We start from the raw sequence: 19,609 nt of genomic DNA on the forward strand, positions 1-19,609 counted from the left end.
AATATCACACGCCAGCGCCGCGACTCGCTGCAACCAGCTCGCGCGCAGCGGGAGCAACCTCCCGGGCAAACACCTCGATTGTCTGCGCATCGTCGGCGGCAACAAAGAAGCCGCTGACGCCATACTGCACCGCGACTGCCGCGATCTGCTCCGCCCAGTCCCTCGGAGTTCCGTTGAACAGGCCGCGACTGGTCGACGAGAACTGGCCGGCGATGTTCAACAGCCGTCGGATTGCTGAGGGATCGCGGCCGGCCGCGGCAGCGCTGTCGTCGATGATCGCGTTGATCCCGTCGAGATCCGTCAGCCCTCCCGGCAGGTAGCTGAGCGATGGGAGCACGCCATCCGCCTTTCGTCCCACCAACCGCAGCATTCGTGGCTTATACGCGCCAACCCAGATGTTGATGTCGTGGGCCGGGGCCGGCCCGCGCCTGGCCCCGCGAACCTGGTAGTGCATTCCGTCCACCCGCGCTCCACCACGAGTCGACGTGTCCCAGATCTGGCGCATGATGTCGATGGATTCCTCCAGCGCATCGACAGACTGCCCCGGACTCAGGCGGCGACCACCCATCGCCTGGATTGCGTCCCAGAAGCTGCCAGCCCCGATGCCCAGCTCGACCCGACCGCCGCTGAGGCGATCGAGGCTCGCGACGCTCCGCGCCAATACGGCCGGCTGTCGCAGCGGCAGGTTCAGGACATTGCCACTCAGCCGGACATGTTCGGTGCGCGCGGCGACGTAGGAGAGCAGCGTCCAGGTGTCGTGAAACGACGGCTGGTACGGATGATCCTGGAACGTGACGAAATCCAGCTCGGCGCGATCTGCGACGATCGCAAGGTCAACGGCATGCATGATCGGTTCTGCAGTCGGAGTAATGAACGCACCGAAGATCAGGTCATGTCGATAGTCAGCCATCGAGCTCTCAAGTCCCTTCGAGCGAAAACTCATTGCCACGACGCGGCGCAACATTGAAGTTGTCACGGAAGACGTTCTCCGGGTCGTAGCGCTCCTTCACCGCACGCAGGCGTTCAAGCGTCCGCGGAGGGAATGCATCGTTGATTCGCTCCGGGCGCGGATCGGTGTCGAAGCTCAGGTAGATGCCGTCGAAGTGATGGTGCAGATCGTCCCAGAGCTGGTTCAGCCGGGCGTGACTACTGCCGAAGGCGGTAACGTGGAAGTTGGCCGCGCGGTGAGCGTAGGCGGTTGCGTCCGGGTCGACATCGGAGACCGCGCCGCCGACCGCCCGGATCTGGAAGTAGTAGACGACCCGGCTGTGGATCAGCCGCGCAGCGGCGGCCGCGAACTCCGGCGTGATGTGCTCGATCAGCCCTGAGCGAGCCGCGGGCTCCCCACTAGCATCGTGGATACCGCCTTGCGCGTTGCCCATGGTGCTGGCGTACGGAGTGATGACCACCTGGTGATTGTAGAGCGGCCCAACGTCAGCCAACGGCTGCACGCGGTCGATAATCGTCTCTGGCTGGTTCGAATCGACGACCGCCAGAACGTAGGCCAGCGCTGGCTGTCCGCCGCGAGGCGGCCCGACGATCAGAAAGCTGGTCAGGTCGCGTGGCGCCGTCTCGACCGCCGCGCCCCAGCGCTGCAGGAGGCCGGCGGTGTCGCTCGCGTCGATGACGAGCTGTGCCCAGCCGACGTCGCCAACCACATCGGCCTCGAGCTCGAACGCCGTCACGATGCCGAAGTTCGCCCCCGCCCCACGCACCGCCCAGAACAGATCGGAGTGCTCGTCCTCACTGGCGCGGACGAGAGATCCATCGGCGAGCACGACCTCGGCAGCCCGCAGATGGTCGATCGTCAGTCCATGCTCGCGGACGAGCCAGCCGATCCCGCCGGCCGTCGCCAATCCGCCGACTCCGACACCTCCATAGTCACCGGAGCTGAGCGCCCAACCGTGTGGCGCAAGCGCCGCAGCAACGTCCCCCCAACGGGCGCCCGGGCCGAGGCGAACGCGGCGAGTGGCCGGATCGACAATCTCGATTCCGTTGATCTTACCCATGTCGATCACGATCCCGCCGTCATTCGTCGACCGACCGCTGATCCCGTGGCCCCCACTGCGGATGCCGAGCGGGACATCCGGGTTCGACCGGGCATACGCCAGCGCTTCGGCCACCTCTTCGACATTGCCGGGGCGCAAGATCAGCCCCGGCGCGCCGCCACGCAGATAGTTCGAACGAAAGCGCACGTAGCCAATGTCGCCAGGTTCGACCGCGTCGCCAGCCAGGCTGGTCGGTATTCGATCGTAGTCGATCCCAGCGCGCCGCATGGAGCGGACCGCCGCGCGGCGCAATTTCGTCGCATGTTGCAGCTCGGGATACTCGCGACGCAGCGCCTCGCGCACCTGCGGGGCGACCTCAGTCGCGAACCGCTCGATGTCGGACGAATCATCCGTCATCAGAATGAACGCGCTGACCCCCTGCTCGACGGCCAGCGGCATCAGGTCAGCGACCCATGCCTCCGGCGGTCCATCGAGGAATCCGCAACGTGTATCGGAGAACCGGCCGGAGATGTTCAACAGCCGCTGGATCTCTCGCGGGTCACGCTCTGCTTCGCGGGCAGCCGCGTCGATGATCGCGTTCGAGGACTCCAGCTGTCCCGGCTGGAGATAAGGAAGACTGACGATCCAGCCGTCCGCCTTGCGTCCGACGAGGCGCAGCATGCGCGGCTTGCTGCCGCCAATGTGGATGGGAATGCCGTGGGCCGGCGTTGGTCCGCGCGTCGCCCCGCTCACTCGATACACCTCGCCATCGAGCGTGACGGCGGAGCGCTCGTTCGTGTCCCAGATCGCACGAACGATATCGAGCGCCTCGTCAAGCCCATCGACGGCCTGGCCCGGATCGAGCCGCGGGCCACCCATGGCTTCGATCGCCTGCCAGTATGCGCCCGCGCCGATCCCGAGCTCAAGCCGGCCACCCGACAGCAGGTCCAGGCTCGCCGCCGATCGAGCCATCACTGCTGGCTGGCGCAGCGGGAGATTCAGGACATTCGCGGCCAGACGCACACGCTGTGTGCGGCCGGCAACCCAGCTGAGGAGCGTCCAGGTGTCCAGCGCCACCTGATAGGGGTGATCCTGGAACGTTACGAGGTCCAATCCCGCTTGCTCGGCAAGCTCGGCCAGACCGACGACTTCGTCCGGGTTATCACTACTCGGAGTGAGAAAGACCCCGAACCGTAGCGTATGACCGTATGCCGGCATGCTGCCCCTTCCACCGATCCGTTTCACGCATCAACTCTACGCATTCGTCGTTGACATGAGCGACGGAAGCACACTGGAGCCACACCGAGGCCCGCCATCACCAGGCCAGTGCTGGCATCGCTGCAGGTGTTCTCGGCTGACGCGGACGTCAGGTTATCGAGTGGGGGCTTCCAGGGTTGCGGAAGTAGCAGGAGAAGCACTCTTCGAGCGACAGGCTGCCACGGCGACACTGCCATCCACCCATGTCTCGGCCCAGTCAGAGACCGCCTCGATGACCGGAAGCAGACTCTGGCCCTTCTCGGTCAGGTGGTACTCAATCCGCACCGGCATCTCGGGGATGACCGTGCGGATGACGATTCCCTCTGCCTCCAGCTCGCGCAACCGCTCCGACAAGAGCCGGTCGCTCAGCCCGGGGATCGCCGCGGTGATGTCGCTGTAGCGTGTCTCTCCGGAGAGGAGTGTGCGCAATATCGCGCCGGTCCACCTCCGGCCGATCAGCTCGACCGCGTGATGGAACTTCGGACAGAACGGTGAGGGTGTGTTGTTTCCGTTGCAGCTCATGCTGCCTCCGTTCTCCCATCATTGTAGCCCGAAGCGACATACTTGACAACAGGCTTGTAACGTTGTTATAGTGGCTTACAGAAAGTAACAGACCTGCACTGGGGCAGGTCGATCGGGAACAAGATATCAGGAGGGACCTGCCACGATGACCGTTTCACCAATCGAAACCGCGACGAAAGCCTGGACGATCGATTCGACGCATTCGTCAGTCGAGTTCAAGGTCAAGCACATGATGATCTCGACGATCAAGGGCCAGTTCGGCGCCGTTGAGGGCACGATTGAGATCGACGAGGCCAACCTGGCGAACTCCAGCGTTGAGGCCAGGATCGACACTCAGACGATCACAACCCACAACGAGATGCGCGACAACCACCTGCGCACCAACGACTTCTTCAACGCTGAGGAGTTCCGCTACATCACCTTCAAGAGCACGAAGATCGAGCCGGATGGCGAGGATGATTTCAAGCTCTACGGCGACCTGACGATCCGCGACGTCACCAAGCCGATCGTCCTCGAGGGCGAGATGGAAGGCATCCTGGAGAAGGATGCACGGGGCAACCGTCGGATCGCGTTCTCGGTTGAGACGTCGATCAACCGCCGGGACTTCGGAGTGAACTGGAACGGCGCGATCGAAGGCGGTGGCGTCGTTGTCGCCGACAAGGTTAAGGTCGAGCTGAACATCACGGCGATCCAGGCTCAGGGGTAACAAGCTACAAACGGCCACAACCTGGCTGGAACCAAGGCAACGGAGCGGGGCGGATCTGCCCCGCTCGCTCTATAGATACTCGAGATTGCGCGCCGGCCGATGCCGGGGAGGGACACATTTGTGCAGGACATTCTGAAGGTGCTGGCGATCTCGGGCAGCACTCGCGCCGGGTCATACAACCGAGGGTTGATCCGCGCCACCGCTGAGCTTGCGCCCAACTTCGTTGAGATTGAGGAGTACGACATCTCCGATATCCCGTTCTACAACGGCGATGTCGAGGCAGCCGGCATCCCGGCGCCCGTGCTCGACCTCGTCGAGCGCATTCGCGCAGCAGACGCCGTGTTGATCGCGACGCCCGAATACAATTACGCAATTCCGGGTATTCTCAAGAATTCGGTCGACTGGGTCTCGCGTCCGTCGGTAATGAACCCGCTGCGCCACAAGCCTGTCGCGATCATGGGCGCTTCTGGCGGGCAGTTCGGCACCGTCCGCGCGCAGTTGGGTCTCCGCCAGATCCTCGCCAGCAGCATCGAGGCGCGCGTCATGCTCAAGCCGGAAATCCTGGTCAATCACGCGGCCCAGAAGTTTGACCTGGATGCCAACCTGGTCGATGAGGATACTCGCGGCTGGATCGAAGCCTTCCTGGAATCGTTCGTGCGATGGATCGAGCTGGTCGGCCAGCGCGAGCTGGCAACAGCCTGAAAGAGACCTTGCATGTCCACACAGCCCACCGCCATTCACCCTGAGACGCGGATCGGCCATGTTCACCTGAAGGTCGCTGACCTGGACCGGGCGATTGCGTTCTATCACGACGTGTTGGGCTTCGAGCTGATGCAACGCTATGGCCGCCAGGCCGCGTTCCTCTCGGCCGGCGGCTACCACCACCACATCGGCTTGAACACCTGGGAGAGTCGAGGGGGTCCACGCCCCGCGCCGGGGACCACTGGCCTCTATCATGTCGCGATCCTCTACCCGAACCGGCGTGAGCTGGCTCGCGCCCTCCGCCGGCTGCTGGACAACGGCATCCCCCTGGCTGGCGCGGCAGACCATGGCGTCAGCGAGGCGATCTATCTGGAGGACCCCGACGGCAACGGGCTGGAGCTCTACGCCGACCGCGCCCACGCCGACTGGCCGATCGACGCCAATGGCGAGATCGCGATGGTCACCGAACCCCTCGACTTCGCCGGCCTGCTGGCCGAGCTGGAGAATGAGCCGCCCGGCAACGCCGATCGATAGCCTCCACCACCAGGCTCAGCGGTCGATCGCCATGATCCTCCCCGCCCGAAGTCGTTCGGCTTCGGTGGCATTCCTCGCGCCACCGCAATTTCGACCTTGACAGACTGTCGCCGCGCTCCGTAGGATAATCCCGACAAACGGGATCGGGTTTCGGTCGTTACCGAATTCTGACCTGTGTGTCACTCGGTCGCTGGCGAGAGATTGAGAAGCTCGCCTCGACTATGATCATCGAGACTGTTCGCTGGCAGCATTGGAGCGCGTGTTGCTGACTGTTCGCGGAGTGTCAAAAACGTATGCCGCCAGGCCGGCCCCGGTTCGCGCGGTCGAGCAGGTGGATCTCACGGTCGTCGAAGGCAGCTTTACCGCTGTGCTCGGCGCATCTGGCTGTGGCAAGACGACGCTGCTGCGCGTGATCGCAGGGTTCGACCAGCCGGATCAGGGCGAGGTGCGTCTCGGCGGCCGGTTACTCACCGGTCCCGGCACTCACATCCCGCCAGAACGCCGCGGCATCGGGATCGTCCCCCAGGAAGGGGCGCTCTTTCCCCATCTCGATGTGGCTCAGAACATCGGTTTCGGCCTTGTCCGCGGGCACATCGCCTCGCTCTCGCGTCGCGCTCGCCGAGACCGGGCAACGCGAATCGACGAGATGCTGGAGCTGGTCGGGCTGGCCGGCTATGGCAAGCGACGTCCCGACGAGCTTTCCGGCGGCCAGCAGCAGCGTGTGGCTCTGGCGCGCGCCCTGGCCCCTGATCCGGAAGTCATCCTTCTCGATGAGCCATTCTCATCCCTCGATGCAGATCTCCGCGCCGAGTTGCGTGTCGAGGTCCGCGAGCTGCTGCGTCGCGTCGGCACGACCGCAGTACTCGTGACCCACGACCAGGACGAGGCGCTGTCGCTAGCCGATCACATCGCTGTGATGCGGAACGGCAAGATCGTGCAGGTCGACTCGCCGCACGGCGTATATGGCGCGCCGAACGACCCGCATATCGCCGAATTCATCGGTGACGCAGTGCTGCTGCCGGCGCGGCTCATTGCGGGGCGCACACCAGCGCCCTGCGTCGAGTGCGCGCTCGGGCGCGTCGGGTTGCTCACCTCCTGCGCGCTGACTGGCGGGGACTGCATGGTGATGCTCCGACCGGAGCAGCTCGAGCTTTCCGACGACGGAACGCTGGCGCAGGTTGTGAGCACGATGTTCTACGGCCACGACGGGATCGTGCGACTGCGGCTCGGCGCGGACGGCAGCGGGCCGATGGTGCTCGTGCGAACCCAGGGCCATGCGTTGCCGAAGGCAGGCGACACCGTTGCCGTTCGCGTTGCAGGTGGAGTCGAGGCCCAGGCTTTCCAGATGACCCCATAACGTCGGGGAAATTGAAGCGGATGTATGGCGTCGGCCGGCAATCGACGACGCCGGCAACGCTGTGCGTGATCGACTGCGGTATGGGCCGCAGCGAACGACTATAGGGAAGGGATCCCGAGCGTGAGACGAACCAGTGCAAGCCGCATGCTCGCTATCCGGCGCAGTTCCGGTGCGCTGTTGGCGCTGAGCCTCTGCATTCTGATCGTGACCGCGGCCTGCGGAGGCGGCGCATCACCGACGGCAACCGTCGCCACAGCGCCGACGGCAACAGCCAGCGCAGCTGCGACCAGCACCAGCACATCGGGGGGGACTGCCGCCACCCCAACAGCCGGCGCCGAGACACCGACGACTGCGCCGGAGAGCACCGCGACGGTCAGCGCCGCTGCGCCGACGGCGACAAGCACTGAGGCCACGCCATCGGACGCGACGCTAACGGTGTACTCCGGCCAGCACGAGTCGCTGACAAAGGCGCTCGCCGACGGATTCACCAAGGCGACTGGCATCAAGGTCGAGGTTCGCGTCGGCAGCGACGCGGAGTTGGCAAATCAGATCATCGAGGAGGGCGATCGAGCGAAAGCCGACGTCTTCATCACCGAGGAGCCGAGCCAGGCCGGCGCGCTCGATGGGCGGGGGCTGTTCGAGGCCGTCGATCCGGGAACACTGGCGCACGTCGATGGGCGGTTCAATCCCGCCTCGGGTAACTGGGTCGCCTACGCAGCACGGTCACGTGTGATCTTCTACAATCCCGACAAGATCAGCGAGGCGGAGCTGCCACAGAGCATCCTCGATCTGGCCAACCCCGAGTGGAAGGGCAAGTTTGCCTACGCGCCAAGTGGCGCGTTCACCGCGACAGTCACCTATCTGATCAACACGATCGGCGAGGATGCCACGCTCGAATGGCTGAAGGGCATCAAGGCGAACGGCGAGAATCTGCAGAAGAATGGCGCAATCCGGGACGCTGTCGAGGCCGGCCAGATCTCGTTCGGGTTGAGCAACCACTATTACTGGTATATCCTCGCGCAGCAGCAGGGTGGGCAGGACAAGCTGAAGTCGAAGGTTCACTACATGAGCGGTGGAGATCCGGGCGCACTGGTGCTCGCCTCCGGCGCCGGGATCCTCAAGACGAGCACACACCAGGCCGAGGCCCAGCGTTTCCTGGCCTGGCTGACGGATGCCGATGGTGGGCAGCAGGTGATCGCAACAACCACCCCGCAGTATCCGCTGGCGCCCGGGGTGACGAGCTCGATGGGGCTGCGGCCACTGGATCAGCTCGATCCACCAGCATTCGATCAGGGATCGCTGCAGGATGTCAGCAAGGCCCGCGACCTGATCATCGAAGCGGGAATCGTCTAAGTCACAGCGCCAGCTGAGATAATTATGGTGCGTCAGGTATTCGAGACGACCGCTGAACCGAGCAGCACTCGCGAGGATCGCTGGCAACCGCGCAAAGCGCGGCCGCCAGCGATCCTTATCATTCCAGCACTACTTGTATCGGCTCTGACGCTATCGCCGATAGCCTATCTGCTGCTGCGGGAAGGGCTATCAGTTCAGCGGTTCCTGCACGAGATCTCAAGCCCGACCACCAGTAATCTCATCCTCCACAGCGCGTTGCTGGCGTTCAGCGTCACCTTCGTCTGTGCCATTCTCGGCATTGGGCTGGCGCTACTGGTGGTCCGCACAGATCTACCGTATCGACGGGTCTGGACGGTACTCTTCGCGTTGCCACTCGGTATCCCGGCCTTCGTCAGCTCGTACACATGGGTTGCTGCCAGCTACCAGTTGGCGCCGCAGGCAACCTTCCTCTATGGCCTGCGTGGCGCGGTGCTGGTCTTGAGCCTGGCCGTCTACCCCTACATCTACCTGCCGGTCGTCGCAGCGCTCCGCGACCTGGACCCGGCGCAGGAAGAAGTGGCGCGCGCACTCGGCGCGGGCGCCGTCGAAGCGTTCCTCCGTGTGACACTCCCGCAGTTGCGCGTCGCGATTGCCAGCGGCGGGCTGATTATTGCCCTCCACATGCTGGCGGAGTTCGGCGCGCTGGAGCTCCTGCGCTATCCGACGCTCACAACGGCGATCGTTCAACGAGTCACAGTGCTGAGCGCGCCAGAAGCGGCGCGCACGCTCTCGACGGTGCTGGCTATCGGAGCGCTGCTGTTTCTTGCCAGCGACCGACTGCTCCGCGGCCGGCCAACCGCAGTGCGGACCGGCTCAGGTGTGGCCCGCCGCTCAGAGCCGTGGCGGCTGGGCTATGCCACTCCGGTCTGGCTGATCTTCAGCGGCACATTCATCGCGATTGCGCTCGGGGTTCCGCTGTTTTCGATGATCGCGGGGATGGCGCGGGTGATCGGCAATTCCGGCGCCGGTGTCAGCTGGGGCGAGCTGCTCGAAGCGGCCGTCAACACCGGGCGCTATGCGCTGGTGACCGCGGTGGTCGCGACGGTGGCGGCATTTCCAGTAAGCATGCTCAGTGTGCGCTACCCGGGGCGCCTCGCCACGCTCGTCGAACGATCCACCTGGATTGCTCATGCACTACCGGGCGTCGTGATGTCGCTGGCGCTGGTCTATCTGTCGGTGCGTTGGCTCTATCCGCTCTATCAGACCAGCAGCCTGCTCATTGCCGGTTACGTGATCCTCTTCGTTCCGATCGCCATCGGCGCGCAGCATGTCGGGGTCGCCCACGCTGCGCCGCACTACGACCAGATCTCCCGGTCACTCGGGCTCGGCCCGTTGGCGACGCTCTTCAGAGTAACGCTTCCGCTCGCATTCCCGGGTATTGCGGCCGGCGCGATGCTGGTATTCCTCAATGTCGGGAAGGAGTTGACGATGACCCTGCTTCTCCACCCGACCGGCAAGCGCACCCTGTCGACCGCGCTATGGAACACGACGAACGGCGAGGTACTGGACTTCAGCACTGCTGCGCCATATGCGATCGCGCTAGTCGTGATCACGGCGATCCCCGCCTGGGTGCTGGTTCGCCACAGCCTGAATCCGCCGCGACGACCCGGGGAATAGGTATGGTTGACAGGATGTCAATCTCACCCGAGCGAGTAAGATAGAGCAAGTCATTCGCTCGACACGCCACGGCCAGCCCATGAGATGAGAGGACGCGCGACGATGCAGCAACGGCTACCGGCGCCGCTTGGCTCCGAACAACGGCCAGACGTCGTCGTCCTATCGCCAGGAACGAGGCCGGCCGCGCCAGCATCTCCTGTTCTGCGGCTTGCGCTGCAGATGGCGCCAGACGTTCTCCGGGCGCTCGAGCGCTCTCGGTCGCAAAAGCAGACCCTCGCGCCGGCCATGCCTGCTCCGCGCACTACCGTCCATGGGATGAGCATGTCGGAGGTCGAGCTGGATATTCGCTTGCCGCTCGTCCGGCGGGTCGTCGTCCGTAAGGCGAGCACCTGGGCAGCCGACCTGCCCGTCGTGACACCCGCCCCCCGACGAGGCGGGCGGCTACGACGCATTGGCATGCTCAGCATCGGCGCGTTCGCCGCCGCAACGATCGGCGTCGTCGCGAATCGGGCGAGCGGGCTGGTCGGGCCAGGCTGGCGAAGAAGCTAGCCGGATCCAGCGAACATACGAATCGGAACGACCGGCGACTGCCAGCTAGATCTGACTGGTGTTGGTAGTCAGATCAAGGAGCTTGGCCGTCTCCTCGCGGTGATTCGTCTCATCGAGTATCTGGTCTTCGAGCTGGACCTTCAAGCCCGTATCGCCAAGATCCTCCGCCTGCCGGATTCGCTGGTTATAGTCCTCAATTGCCTGCGTCTCCGCCTTCAGCACCTCCTCCAGAAGTCCACGGTTGGAATCCGGGACGACGACCGGGTTCGGCCTGGTGGTTGGCGTGCCGCCGAGCGCGGCGATCTTGTTCGACAGAAATCTGGCATGACCGAGCTCATCGGGGATCTCGGCCTCGAAAAACTCGACGAGCGCCGTGCGATGGATCCCCCTGGCAACCGCGGCATAGGTGGTGTACTGAATCACTGCCGCGAGCTCGCCGGCGAGGTCGCTGTTCAGTCCATCGATCAGGGTCTGTGTCGTGGTGGTGTGTGTCATCATGGTGGTGTCCTCCCTGACGATTCGAGATGTTCCTGTCGACTGAGAGGCAAGATCGGTGCCGTCGTCCGCTGCGGTATCCTTGCGATGTCCGCGCCGATCGCCCGAAACCGGAGAGCCTGCCCGTGCCACCCACCGAAACCGACGTCGTGGAGCCAGCCCCACCAGCTGAGCCGGCCGATACTTGGGGTGATTTCGATGAGAGCGGCGAGGACGAGATCCCGCGCGCGGTGCTCTATATCATCGCCGGCCTGCTCATCCTCGCCTTCACGCTCTACCTCGTCGTCGGTGGCGGTCACAACCATTTTCACTAGCGATGGAGTGAGGGCCCGGACGCCGGATCGACTCACGCTGGCTCTCCTGAAGTCGGAAGGCAGGGTAAGAACTACCCCACGTCCAACTCGCCGAAAGGAATAGCCCATGCCACAACCCCTTCGCGTTGGGATCTGCACCGACCAGAACATGCCCTGGAACGAATCGGTCGAACGATGGCGCTATCTGGAGGCGCTGGGATTCGATAGTCTCTGGCTCTGCGACCATCTGATCCAGCCGAGCAACCCCGCGAATCCGTACTTTGAGGGCTCGACGCTGCTCGCGGCGCTAGCGACAGCGACAGAGCGCGCGCGGATCGGGGTTCTCGTCTGGAGCAATACCTTTCGCCATCCGTCGCTGCTGGCGAAGGAATCAATGACGATCGACCATATCTCGAACGGTCGGCTGGAGGTCGGGATCGGCGCTGGCTGGTATGTCCCCGAACATGAGAAGTTCGGTCTGGCGTTTCCGGCCGCGGGCGAGCGAGTCGACCGGTTCCGCGAAGCCGTCCAGATCATCGACAGCCTGCTGCGCAACGAGACGACGACATTCCACGGCCAGTATTATCAGCTCGAAGATGCGCCAACTATCCCGTTGCCAATCCAGCGACCCCGCCCGCCACTGACGATCGGAGCGAAGCAGACGCGGATGCTCCGCATATGCGCCGAGTTTGCTGATCGCTGGAACTCGTCTGGCTCGGCCGCTGAGCTGGGCGAACGCAATCGGATTCTCGACGAACATTGCGCAGATATCGGCCGCGATCCGGACGAGATCATCCGTTCGCTCTATGGCTGGGCGGCAGTTATGTCCGCCGATCCCTGGGATTCGGTAGACGCCTTTGAGCAGGTAGTCGGCGAGTACCGCGAGGTGGGGATCAATGAATTGATCATCGACCAGCCAAAGCGCAATCGCTTCGACGTTCTGGAGCGGGTGGCGACCGACGTGCTGCCACGACTGCGCGCCGGAGGATAGATCGGGTTCAGCGGCGCGCGCGAGGTCGCCGCAACCCCTGCCGGCCAGTCGGGATAGCCCAGCCATCACCGGTCATCGGGTCTGGCTCGCCGACTGCCGCGCGATCCTCAGCATGCCGCTCGGCACGCGCGATCGCGTGAGCAGAGACCGGGGCGGTCAGGAGCATGAAGCCGAGAACGAGCGAACCGCGCATCAGGATTGTGCTGCCTCCGATCCCGGCGGCGATGAGTAACGGCCCAACGCCGAGCGCTGTCGCAATGCTGGCCGCGTGCAAGCTGCGGAACAGATCGGGCATGCGCAACACACCGAAGACCGAGATCGTCAGCACCACCAGCCCGAGGACGACGAGCACGTCAGCCAGCCAGGGAAGAAGCGCCGCCATCAGAAGACCCGTCCTTCCCGGTGGTAGCGAGCCGCCGCCAGTGTGCCAATAAACGCCAGCAACGCCAGCATCAGCGCAGCATCGAGGTAGTTGGCCGAGTGCCGGCCGCCCGCGTAGAGCGCCAGAAGCGCGATCAGCAGCGTCGTGACGAGCTCCAGCGCCAGGACCCGCACCAGCAGTGTGCCGGCCCGGAGTGTCAGCACGACCCCGACGCCGATCAGAATCGCCATCCAGAGTGTCGCGAGATTGAAGACAATCCCATGCATCAGCCCCTCCTTTGAACGACTCGCCTCACGGAAAGACGTGGCGCTGGTAGCGCTCGTAAAATCGATCGAGCGACGATCGGAAGGCGTCCGGATCGGCCGCGTCAAGAACGTGGAATATCATGACACCGCGCTCCTCGTCGATCTCGACCATCGCCGAGCCAGGGATGAGCGTCGTTAGCCAGGTGGTGACGATGATTCCATTCGTTGTCCGAACGCCAACGGCCACCTCGACATAACCAGGCGACGCAGCTCGTCGGTCCAGCACGATCGCCGACACATCCCAGGTGGCGATAACGATCTCGCGCAGGGCAGCGACGGCAAACGGCCCGAACCACAGGACTCGTCGTCCCATGTCGTCTGACGGCCCATTCGATCGAACGACGCGAAACATCCAGAGCAGGGTGGCCGAGAGAATCAGACCGATCAACAGATCTCCGACGCTCACCTGTCCAAGCGCCATGAGCCAGACGGCGGTCAGCAGCACAAACCACAGCAGAACCCGGCTCATGCGCCGCCCCCAGTCAGGACTGCAGCGGCACGAGCGCTGAGAGCCAGCAGCGGCTCCGGCCAGATCCCGACCGCGACGATGCAGGCCGCTAGCGCGAGCACCATCAGGCGACTGCTGAGGGGGCTAGCCAGTCCTTCCTCGGGTCGCGCCCAGTAGTCTCGCTGGTACAGCAAGAACATGTAGAGCAGCGAAAGCGAGCCGCCAACGATCACCAGAACGACGAGCGTGATATTCCCGTGGGCGATCGTGGCTCGCAACAAGCCAAGCTTGCCGAAGAAGCCGGCAGTGGGAGGAACACCAGCGACGCTGAAGGCCGCGAGAGCGAACGACGCCCCGACCAACCAACCACGGAGGCCGATCGTCAGGAACAGTGTCAGCTTGTTCAACGCATTGATCAGCGCATAGAGAACGGCGATCTCCAGGCCGATCTTGCCGCCGATGCCGATGGCGACAAGGATGTAGCCGGCCTGGCCAATGGCTGACCAGGCGACGACCTCCCTTGCGGTGCGAGCGCCGATCGCCTGAATCGCGCCATACAGGATGCCCAGGCTCCCAAGCACGATGATGCCTCCGGAGGTCATAGCGAGCTCACGCGGCATCAGTCCCGCCCCGAACCGCAGCAATCCGTAGCTACCGATGTTCGCCAGCGCGCCGCTGAGGATTGCGGCCACGGCCGGCCATGTGTCGCGATAGACGAGCGGCACCCAGGTGTGGAACGGGAACAGCCCGAGCTTCAGCCCGAAGGCGATGAAGATCAGGACGGCGACTGGAAGCACCGATCCGGTCGGAGCGGCGGCTACTCGAATCGCGACGGTATCCATATCGAGAGAGCCGGTGATGTGATACAGCGAGGCGATACCCGAGAGGAACACGACCGATCCGAGCACGTTCACCAGAGTGAACGTCAGCGCCGCCCGAACCTGGCGATCTTCGGTGCCATAGCTGGCCAGCACGAACGACGAGATCATCGCGATCTCGAAGAAGACGTAGAAATTGAAGATGTCGCCCGCCAGAAATATCCCCGTCAGGCCGGTTGCCATGAACAGCACCAGCTCGGGTAGCGCACGCTCGTGAACGCGGCCAAACACCTCGAAGGCGAGCGCGACCAGCAACACCGCGATCGAAACGAGCGCGAACGCCACTCCCAACGCATCGGCACGCAGCCGGATGCCGACACCCGGGCCCCAGTTACCGGCGAACATCTCGATCGACCCCGAGCGCCAGACACGAGTGGCAAGCCAGACCCACGCCGTCAGGCTTGCGCCCAACGCGGCAACAGCCGCCAGCCCGACCGAGCGACGCCGGCCGTCGAGCGGCGCCAGCACCAACGCCGAAAACCAGGCGATGCCGAGCGGCAAGAGTAGCAGCGCCCCGTCACTCATCCGGCCTCCGGATCATCGATGCCGGACTCGGCTCGCGACGCGCTGGACACTGGATCAACTGGCCTTGCGCCATGATAGATCCGATAGATCAGCCCGAGCAGCACGGCTGTCGTGCCGAAGGTGATGACAATCGCAGTGAGGACCAGCGCTTGCACCAGCGGGTCGCTCACGTGGCTGCCGGGTTCGATCGGGTAGATCGGCTCCAACCCCCGGCTGAGCCCGGCCGCGATGATGAACAGGTTGATCGCGTTCGAGATCAGGATCACCCCGCCGACGACCCGGATGAGATCGCGTTTCATAAGCAGGAACGCGCCCGAGCCGAACAGCGCCCCGATCCCGATCGCCATCGCCAGGATCACGATCCTTCTCCCTCTACGCCGATCCCGCCGATCAACCCGAGCACCGAGACAACGAACCCGAAGACGACCATGAACACAGCTACATCGAACAGCACCGCCGTATGCATCGCGAGCAGACCGACGTGTGCCACATGTTCACCTGCCCGCGGATAATGCGTCAGGATGGGGTCGCCAAGCAGAACCGGGACGAACGCGGTCAGCAACCCCAGTAGCAAACCGCCGAACGTGAGCCACGGCGCGTAGTGAAGCACGGGGAAGCGATCGATCAACTCGCGCGGACCGAAGGCGAGAAACTGGAGCACCACCGCCGCGCCGGCAATCACGCCAGCGCTGAAGCCATCCCCGGCGCTTGCGTAGCCCTTCACGAGGAAGGCGACGGCAGTCACCAGCGTCGGCAGCAGGATCAGTCGAGCAACCCCCCGAACCAGCAACGTGCTCATCGTCGCTCCGTCCGCGCCCGGGTGGCGAAGAGCGTCAGTGTGCCCAGGAGCGCGACCGCGATCACGGTGATCTCACCCATCGTATCGAGACCACGGAAATCGGCCAGAATCGCCGTCACGACATCAGCCGCATGCGCCGAGGGCGCGAGGTTCAGGTGTTCGCGCGCCATCGTCGCATCGGGCGCGGGGCGGGACAGGACACCCCAGGCGACGATGAAGGCAAACGCCGCAGCCAGAACGCCGACGACCCAGCTCCCACGACGCTGACGCTCCCGCTCGGCCGTCCGATGTTGCACGCTATCTCTGGGTAGCAGGCTGATTACCCCAAGCAGAAGCAGGGTCATTACCGTCTCGATCAGAACGGCGACGATGGCGACATCCGGCGCGCCTATGAAGCTGAACACTGCCGACATCGAGTAGCCGACGGCCGAGAGCGCCAACACAAGCGATAGCCGTCCACGCGCTCGCGTCGCGACCACGCCGGAAAGTCCCGCCAGCACGAGGAAGAGGACGAGCGGCCAGTCGGTGACCGGCAACCCTCCGACGTGAAACGTCGGCCAGGGTGGCGCGAACACGATCGTGATGCCGACAAGGGCGGCAGCGCCGACAAAGATCGTGCCGATACGCTGCTGCAGTGTCTGCACCTCATAGACGTGCATCCGCCGTGACAGAAGATAGAGTCCGCGAACGAGTCGCGCCGCGGCACGATCTGGCCCAACGTGGCGTGCCCACAACGCGATCCGTCGCGGCAGCGGCAGCCAGAATCGCGCGGTCGTCGTCAGTGCCAGGCCGCCGGTCCACGTCGCCAGGGCCATGACGTTGGGGGCATGGAGATTCAAGTGGTACTGGAGATCGAGTAATACGGGCGCGCCGGCCATCGTCGATCCCGCCTCGCGGGTGAGGTACACAATGATCCCCGGCACGAGCCCGAAGACCAGCACCAACAGGCCAAGCACAACGACAGGCGCAGTGAGCAGCCAGGGGATCGGCCGCGCTGTCGCCCGCCGTGGGCCAGCGAAGATCCCGCTCCAGAAGCGCCAGGTGTAGGCAAACGTGACGATCGCCCCGGCAACGGCGAGAAACGGCACGATACCTCCGCGTCCGTCCGCGCCGGCAAAGAACACCTCGTCCTTGAAGAATCCAGCGGTCAACGGCAGGGCCGCCAGCCCCGCCGCGGCCAGCCCGCCGCCGAACGCCAGCAACGGCATCTGCCGGCCCAGCCCGCCGAGATGATCCAGTCGCACCTCTCCCGTCGCCTCGGTTACCGCGCCAGCAGTCAGAAACAGCGCGCTCTTGATCAGCGCGTGAACCAGGACGTAGACCGCCGCCGCCGCGACCTCGCCAAGGCCGAGCAGGACCACAACGTATCCGTATTGCCCAATCGTTGAGTAGGCCAGTAGACGCTTGAGCTCGGGCTGGGCGAGCGCCATGACACCGCCAACCGCCATCGAGGAGAACCCGACGACCACCAGCGCATCGAGCAGTCTCGGGCTCAGTGCGAGCAGCGGATGCATCCGACCAAGGAGGAAGACGCCGGCCGCGACCATCGCCGCCGAATGGAGATAGGCCGAGACCGGCGTCGGCGCAGCCATCGCGCGCGGCAACCAGAAGTGAAACGGCGCCTGGGCACTCTTGGCCAACGCCGCGATCGCGATCAGCGCCCCGGCGATGGTCACCGTTCTCCCGGCCTGCGCCGTAGCCAGAATTTCCGGCGCCGACGCCGTCCCCAGATCGTTCAGCAACAGCGCACTGGCAGCTATCAGAAAGATGGCGCTGATGATCGTGACCAACAGCGCGGTCAGCGCGGCGCGGCGAGAGTCGGATCGTTGGTGGTCAAAGCCGATCAGGTAGTACGACGTGATCGCCGTCAGGTCCCAGAAGATCACGATCAGGATCAGATCCTGGGCCATAACCAGGCCGATCATCGCCGTCATGAACAGGAGGATCAGCGAAAAGAACCGCGCTCCGCGCTCGGGCCCTGAATGGGTGTGCTTCAGGTGTCGCGGGATATAGCCAGCCGCGAAGATCAGGACAAGCAGGCCGACCCCGGTCGCCAGCAGCGAGTACATCTTCGCGAGACCATCGGTCGCGAGATTGAGCCGGAGGCCCCATTGAGGCGCCCAGACATAATTCACGGACGCGTCCGTCCGCATCATGAGCGTGGCGACGACGGCCAGCGCAGCGGTTGTGATGGCAAGTGGCGCGGCTGCTCGCGGCCAGCGTGCGCCCAATCCCGTTACCAGGCCGGTCCCGACTGCGCTGATCAACAGCGGCATCAGGATCCGGAGCGCGTCTGGCACTCGTGTCTCCCCACCTGTCCAGAATGGCATCGTCGTCTGATTGAGCGATCGATGGGATGGTCGCGCGATCGCCAGATTCTCGGACACACTCGCGACAATCGATCATCGGAAGTATAACCACCAACGTCGTCTGGTAGCCCCGACAGTATCCCCAGCTCCGGCACGTGGACGAGCCATCAGGTGTCGCACAGATCCCGGCAAGGGGCGCCGTTCGCGGCAGCGCGCCTGTAATCAGACGCGACAGCCAGGCGCTATGACGGCTTTGTCACCTCATTTGCGCCGACCCAGCGTTCGTTGGCTTCCTCCCTGTTGGCCCAGCGGAAGAAGACGACCATCAACGCCGCCAGATACAGCGTGCCGGTGCCGATCCACATGATCAGGCCGCCGGCCTGCTGATCGGCAAGAACCGACAGACCAAGCGCCCGCGTCGCGTGCGCATACTCCGGATAGAGCGGCGTCTCCGACATCGTGATCATGGCGCCGACGATCTGCCCGGGGATCGTCTGGAAGAAGAGATAGACGACCTGCATGATCGGCGCGAGCTGTCCGTATTCACGGCCCGGCGCCATGATCGGCCACCAGACGAGAAACGCTGACGCGATGAACCAGACGTGCTCGGCAATATGAACCGGCTGATAGCGCAGCGTCAGGTCGTAGAACACCGGCGCGTGCGAGACCGCGAACGGGATCTGAAACAGCGCAAACGCAAGGATCGGGTGTGTCAATGTGCGCCACACCCGCCAGACCCGCTTCCGTCGGACCAGAGGCGCATACATCCAGACCGGTATGCCGGCATAGAACAGCACCGGCACGACGATCGTGATCAACAGGTGCTGGATCATATGCGCAGTGAGCAGGTAATCGTCGGCTAACACGCCGAGAGGGGAGACCAGGGCGATCAGCAGGGCCGCCATCGCTGAATAGAACGAAACGATACGCCGGACGCCGGCTGGCTCCGAGTCGGGAAACCAGCGCGTGCGGCGCGGACCAACAGCCCGATAGTAGAAGAAGCCAGCGATGTAGACGCCGAGGATAACGCCGGGGTCGAAGGACCAGGTCCAGATCGAGAATGGGGCCGTCGTGGCGAATATGGGAAGAACCATGAATGTAACCATCACCTTGGGGCCGGCCCGGGGAGCAGATGCTCTACTGAGGCCGGCCATTTGCGGCTGGGAAGCGCGACGGGGAGAAGCCAGGCTCTCCCCGCCAGATCATCGTCGCTACCCGAGGCGATCGAACAGTGCCAGGAGCGCCACGAGAATGGAGATTGCTGCCGCGAGCCCGGCGCCGAAGATGAACGTGTACAGCCGGTTGTCGAACTTCAGGTGCATGTAGTACCCGATGACGATCCCGAACTTCAACGCCGAGAGGACGAGCAGGACGTAAACCAGCATGCTCCCGATATCGAGGTAATAGGTTGCCACCTCGAGCGCGGTGATGATCGTCAGGATCGCGGCGATCTTCGCATACGTCTGCCAGGTCGGATGCTCGTGGGCGGGACTCCCGGCTTGTTCTTGTGGAACCGATGACATCGACTCTCAACTCCATCCTGGCCGTGGGCATCCCGCC

The 19,609-nt window shown here is 64.2% G+C and carries 22 protein-coding genes; 9 read left to right on the top strand and 13 right to left on the bottom strand.

Annotated features, from left to right (window positions below; all coding sequences use genetic code 11):
* Positions 1-4: 4 nt before the first annotated feature.
* From V9F06_12690 to V9F06_12700, 3 genes are all read right to left on the bottom strand, one after another.
* Positions 5-910, bottom strand: a complete 906-nt coding sequence (locus tag V9F06_12690) for an LLM class flavin-dependent oxidoreductase (GenBank protein ID MEI2618463.1) — start codon at positions 908-910, stop codon at positions 5-7.
* A 7-nt stretch (positions 911-917) separates the two neighbouring features.
* Positions 918-3,206, bottom strand: a complete 2,289-nt coding sequence (locus V9F06_12695; protein MEI2618464.1) for an LLM class flavin-dependent oxidoreductase — start codon at positions 3,204-3,206, stop codon at positions 918-920.
* A gap of 153 nt (positions 3,207-3,359) precedes the next feature.
* Positions 3,360-3,767, bottom strand: a complete 408-nt coding sequence (locus tag V9F06_12700; GenBank protein ID MEI2618465.1) for a helix-turn-helix domain-containing protein — start codon at positions 3,765-3,767, stop codon at positions 3,360-3,362.
* 145 nt (positions 3,768-3,912) lie between these two features.
* On the opposite strand from V9F06_12700, the gene V9F06_12705 reads away from it, so the two are divergent.
* The 7 genes from V9F06_12705 to V9F06_12735 all read left to right on the top strand — a co-directional run bounded on the left by V9F06_12705 (position 3,913) and on the right by V9F06_12735 (position 10,624).
* On the top strand, positions 3,913-4,473 hold the full coding sequence (locus V9F06_12705; protein MEI2618466.1) for a YceI family protein: 561 nt from the start codon (positions 3,913-3,915) through the stop codon (positions 4,471-4,473).
* Between the two features lie 120 nt (positions 4,474-4,593).
* Positions 4,594-5,175 carry an NADPH-dependent FMN reductase gene (locus tag V9F06_12710; GenBank protein MEI2618467.1) on the top strand — a complete coding sequence of 194 codons (582 nt, stop codon included), beginning with the start codon at positions 4,594-4,596 and terminating at the stop codon, positions 5,173-5,175.
* Between the two features lie 12 nt (positions 5,176-5,187).
* A complete protein-coding gene (locus V9F06_12715) occupies positions 5,188-5,709 on the top strand; it encodes a VOC family protein (protein ID MEI2618468.1) in 522 nt (173 codons plus the stop codon).
* 262 nt (positions 5,710-5,971) lie between these two features.
* Positions 5,972-7,066, top strand: coding sequence for an ABC transporter ATP-binding protein (locus V9F06_12720; protein ID MEI2618469.1), 1,095 nt, complete (start codon positions 5,972-5,974; stop codon positions 7,064-7,066).
* Positions 7,067-7,186: 120 nt separating this feature from the next.
* Positions 7,187-8,419, top strand: coding sequence for an extracellular solute-binding protein (locus V9F06_12725; protein MEI2618470.1), 1,233 nt, complete (start codon positions 7,187-7,189; stop codon positions 8,417-8,419).
* A 24-nt stretch (positions 8,420-8,443) separates the two neighbouring features.
* On the top strand, positions 8,444-10,075 hold the full coding sequence (locus V9F06_12730; GenBank protein ID MEI2618471.1) for an iron ABC transporter permease: 1,632 nt from the start codon (positions 8,444-8,446) through the stop codon (positions 10,073-10,075).
* A gap of 102 nt (positions 10,076-10,177) precedes the next feature.
* Positions 10,178-10,624 carry a hypothetical protein gene (locus V9F06_12735; protein MEI2618472.1) on the top strand — a complete coding sequence of 149 codons (447 nt, stop codon included), beginning with the start codon at positions 10,178-10,180 and terminating at the stop codon, positions 10,622-10,624.
* Positions 10,625-10,669: 45 nt separating this feature from the next.
* On the opposite strand, the gene V9F06_12740 is transcribed toward V9F06_12735, so the two are convergent.
* Positions 10,670-11,119: a ferritin-like domain-containing protein gene (locus V9F06_12740; GenBank protein ID MEI2618473.1), complete on the bottom strand. Its 450-nt coding sequence runs from the start codon at positions 11,117-11,119 to the stop codon at positions 10,670-10,672.
* Positions 11,120-11,244: 125 nt separating this feature from the next.
* Here V9F06_12740 and V9F06_12745 point away from each other — a divergent pair, with 125 nt between their 5' ends.
* Together V9F06_12745 and V9F06_12750 are read left to right on the top strand one after the other, a co-directional pair.
* On the top strand, positions 11,245-11,433 hold the full coding sequence (locus V9F06_12745) for a hypothetical protein (GenBank protein ID MEI2618474.1): 189 nt from the start codon (positions 11,245-11,247) through the stop codon (positions 11,431-11,433).
* 106 nt (positions 11,434-11,539) lie between these two features.
* Positions 11,540-12,403, top strand: a complete 864-nt coding sequence (locus tag V9F06_12750) for an LLM class flavin-dependent oxidoreductase (GenBank protein MEI2618475.1) — start codon at positions 11,540-11,542, stop codon at positions 12,401-12,403.
* A 7-nt stretch (positions 12,404-12,410) separates the two neighbouring features.
* Here V9F06_12750 and V9F06_12755 read toward each other — a convergent pair whose 3' ends face one another.
* The 9 genes from V9F06_12755 to V9F06_12795 all read right to left on the bottom strand — a co-directional run bounded on the left by V9F06_12755 (position 12,411) and on the right by V9F06_12795 (position 19,572).
* Positions 12,411-12,785 carry a monovalent cation/H(+) antiporter subunit G gene (locus tag V9F06_12755; protein ID MEI2618476.1) on the bottom strand — a complete coding sequence of 125 codons (375 nt, stop codon included), beginning with the start codon at positions 12,783-12,785 and terminating at the stop codon, positions 12,411-12,413.
* Positions 12,785-13,051: a monovalent cation/H+ antiporter complex subunit F gene (locus V9F06_12760; GenBank protein ID MEI2618477.1), complete on the bottom strand. Its 267-nt coding sequence runs from the start codon at positions 13,049-13,051 to the stop codon at positions 12,785-12,787. Before V9F06_12760 ends, V9F06_12755 begins: the two co-directional genes overlap by 1 nt.
* Before the next feature lie 25 nt (positions 13,052-13,076).
* The gene (locus tag V9F06_12765) at positions 13,077-13,559 is read right to left on the bottom strand and encodes a Na+/H+ antiporter subunit E (protein ID MEI2618478.1); all 483 of its coding nucleotides are present in this window, start codon (positions 13,557-13,559) and stop codon (positions 13,077-13,079) included.
* On the bottom strand, positions 13,556-14,941 hold the full coding sequence (locus V9F06_12770; GenBank protein ID MEI2618479.1) for a proton-conducting transporter membrane subunit: 1,386 nt from the start codon (positions 14,939-14,941) through the stop codon (positions 13,556-13,558). Before V9F06_12770 ends, V9F06_12765 begins: the two co-directional genes overlap by 4 nt.
* Complete coding sequence (locus V9F06_12775) at positions 14,938-15,300, bottom strand: sodium:proton antiporter (protein ID MEI2618480.1); 363 nt, start codon at positions 15,298-15,300, stop codon at positions 14,938-14,940. The genes V9F06_12770 and V9F06_12775 overlap by 4 nt, the downstream gene beginning before the upstream one ends.
* Entirely contained in the window at positions 15,297-15,740 is a 444-nt protein-coding gene (locus V9F06_12780; protein MEI2618481.1) for an MnhB domain-containing protein, read from the bottom strand. Before V9F06_12780 ends, V9F06_12775 begins: the two co-directional genes overlap by 4 nt.
* On the bottom strand, positions 15,737-18,040 hold the full coding sequence (gene mbhE / locus V9F06_12785; GenBank protein MEI2618482.1) for a hydrogen gas-evolving membrane-bound hydrogenase subunit E: 2,304 nt from the start codon (positions 18,038-18,040) through the stop codon (positions 15,737-15,739). Before mbhE ends, V9F06_12780 begins: the two co-directional genes overlap by 4 nt.
* Before the next feature lie 251 nt (positions 18,041-18,291).
* On the bottom strand, positions 18,292-19,143 hold the full coding sequence (locus V9F06_12790) for a cytochrome c oxidase assembly protein (protein MEI2618483.1): 852 nt from the start codon (positions 19,141-19,143) through the stop codon (positions 18,292-18,294).
* A 117-nt stretch (positions 19,144-19,260) separates the two neighbouring features.
* Positions 19,261-19,572 (bottom strand): cytochrome C oxidase subunit IV family protein, encoded by a 312-nt coding sequence (locus tag V9F06_12795; protein MEI2618484.1) that lies wholly within the window; start codon positions 19,570-19,572, stop codon positions 19,261-19,263.
* Positions 19,573-19,609: the final 37 nt, after the last annotated feature.

The sequence above is a fragment of the Thermomicrobiales bacterium genome (assembly GCA_037045155.1).
In the GTDB taxonomy this organism is placed as follows: Bacteria; Chloroflexota; Chloroflexia; order Thermomicrobiales; family CFX8; genus JAMLIA01.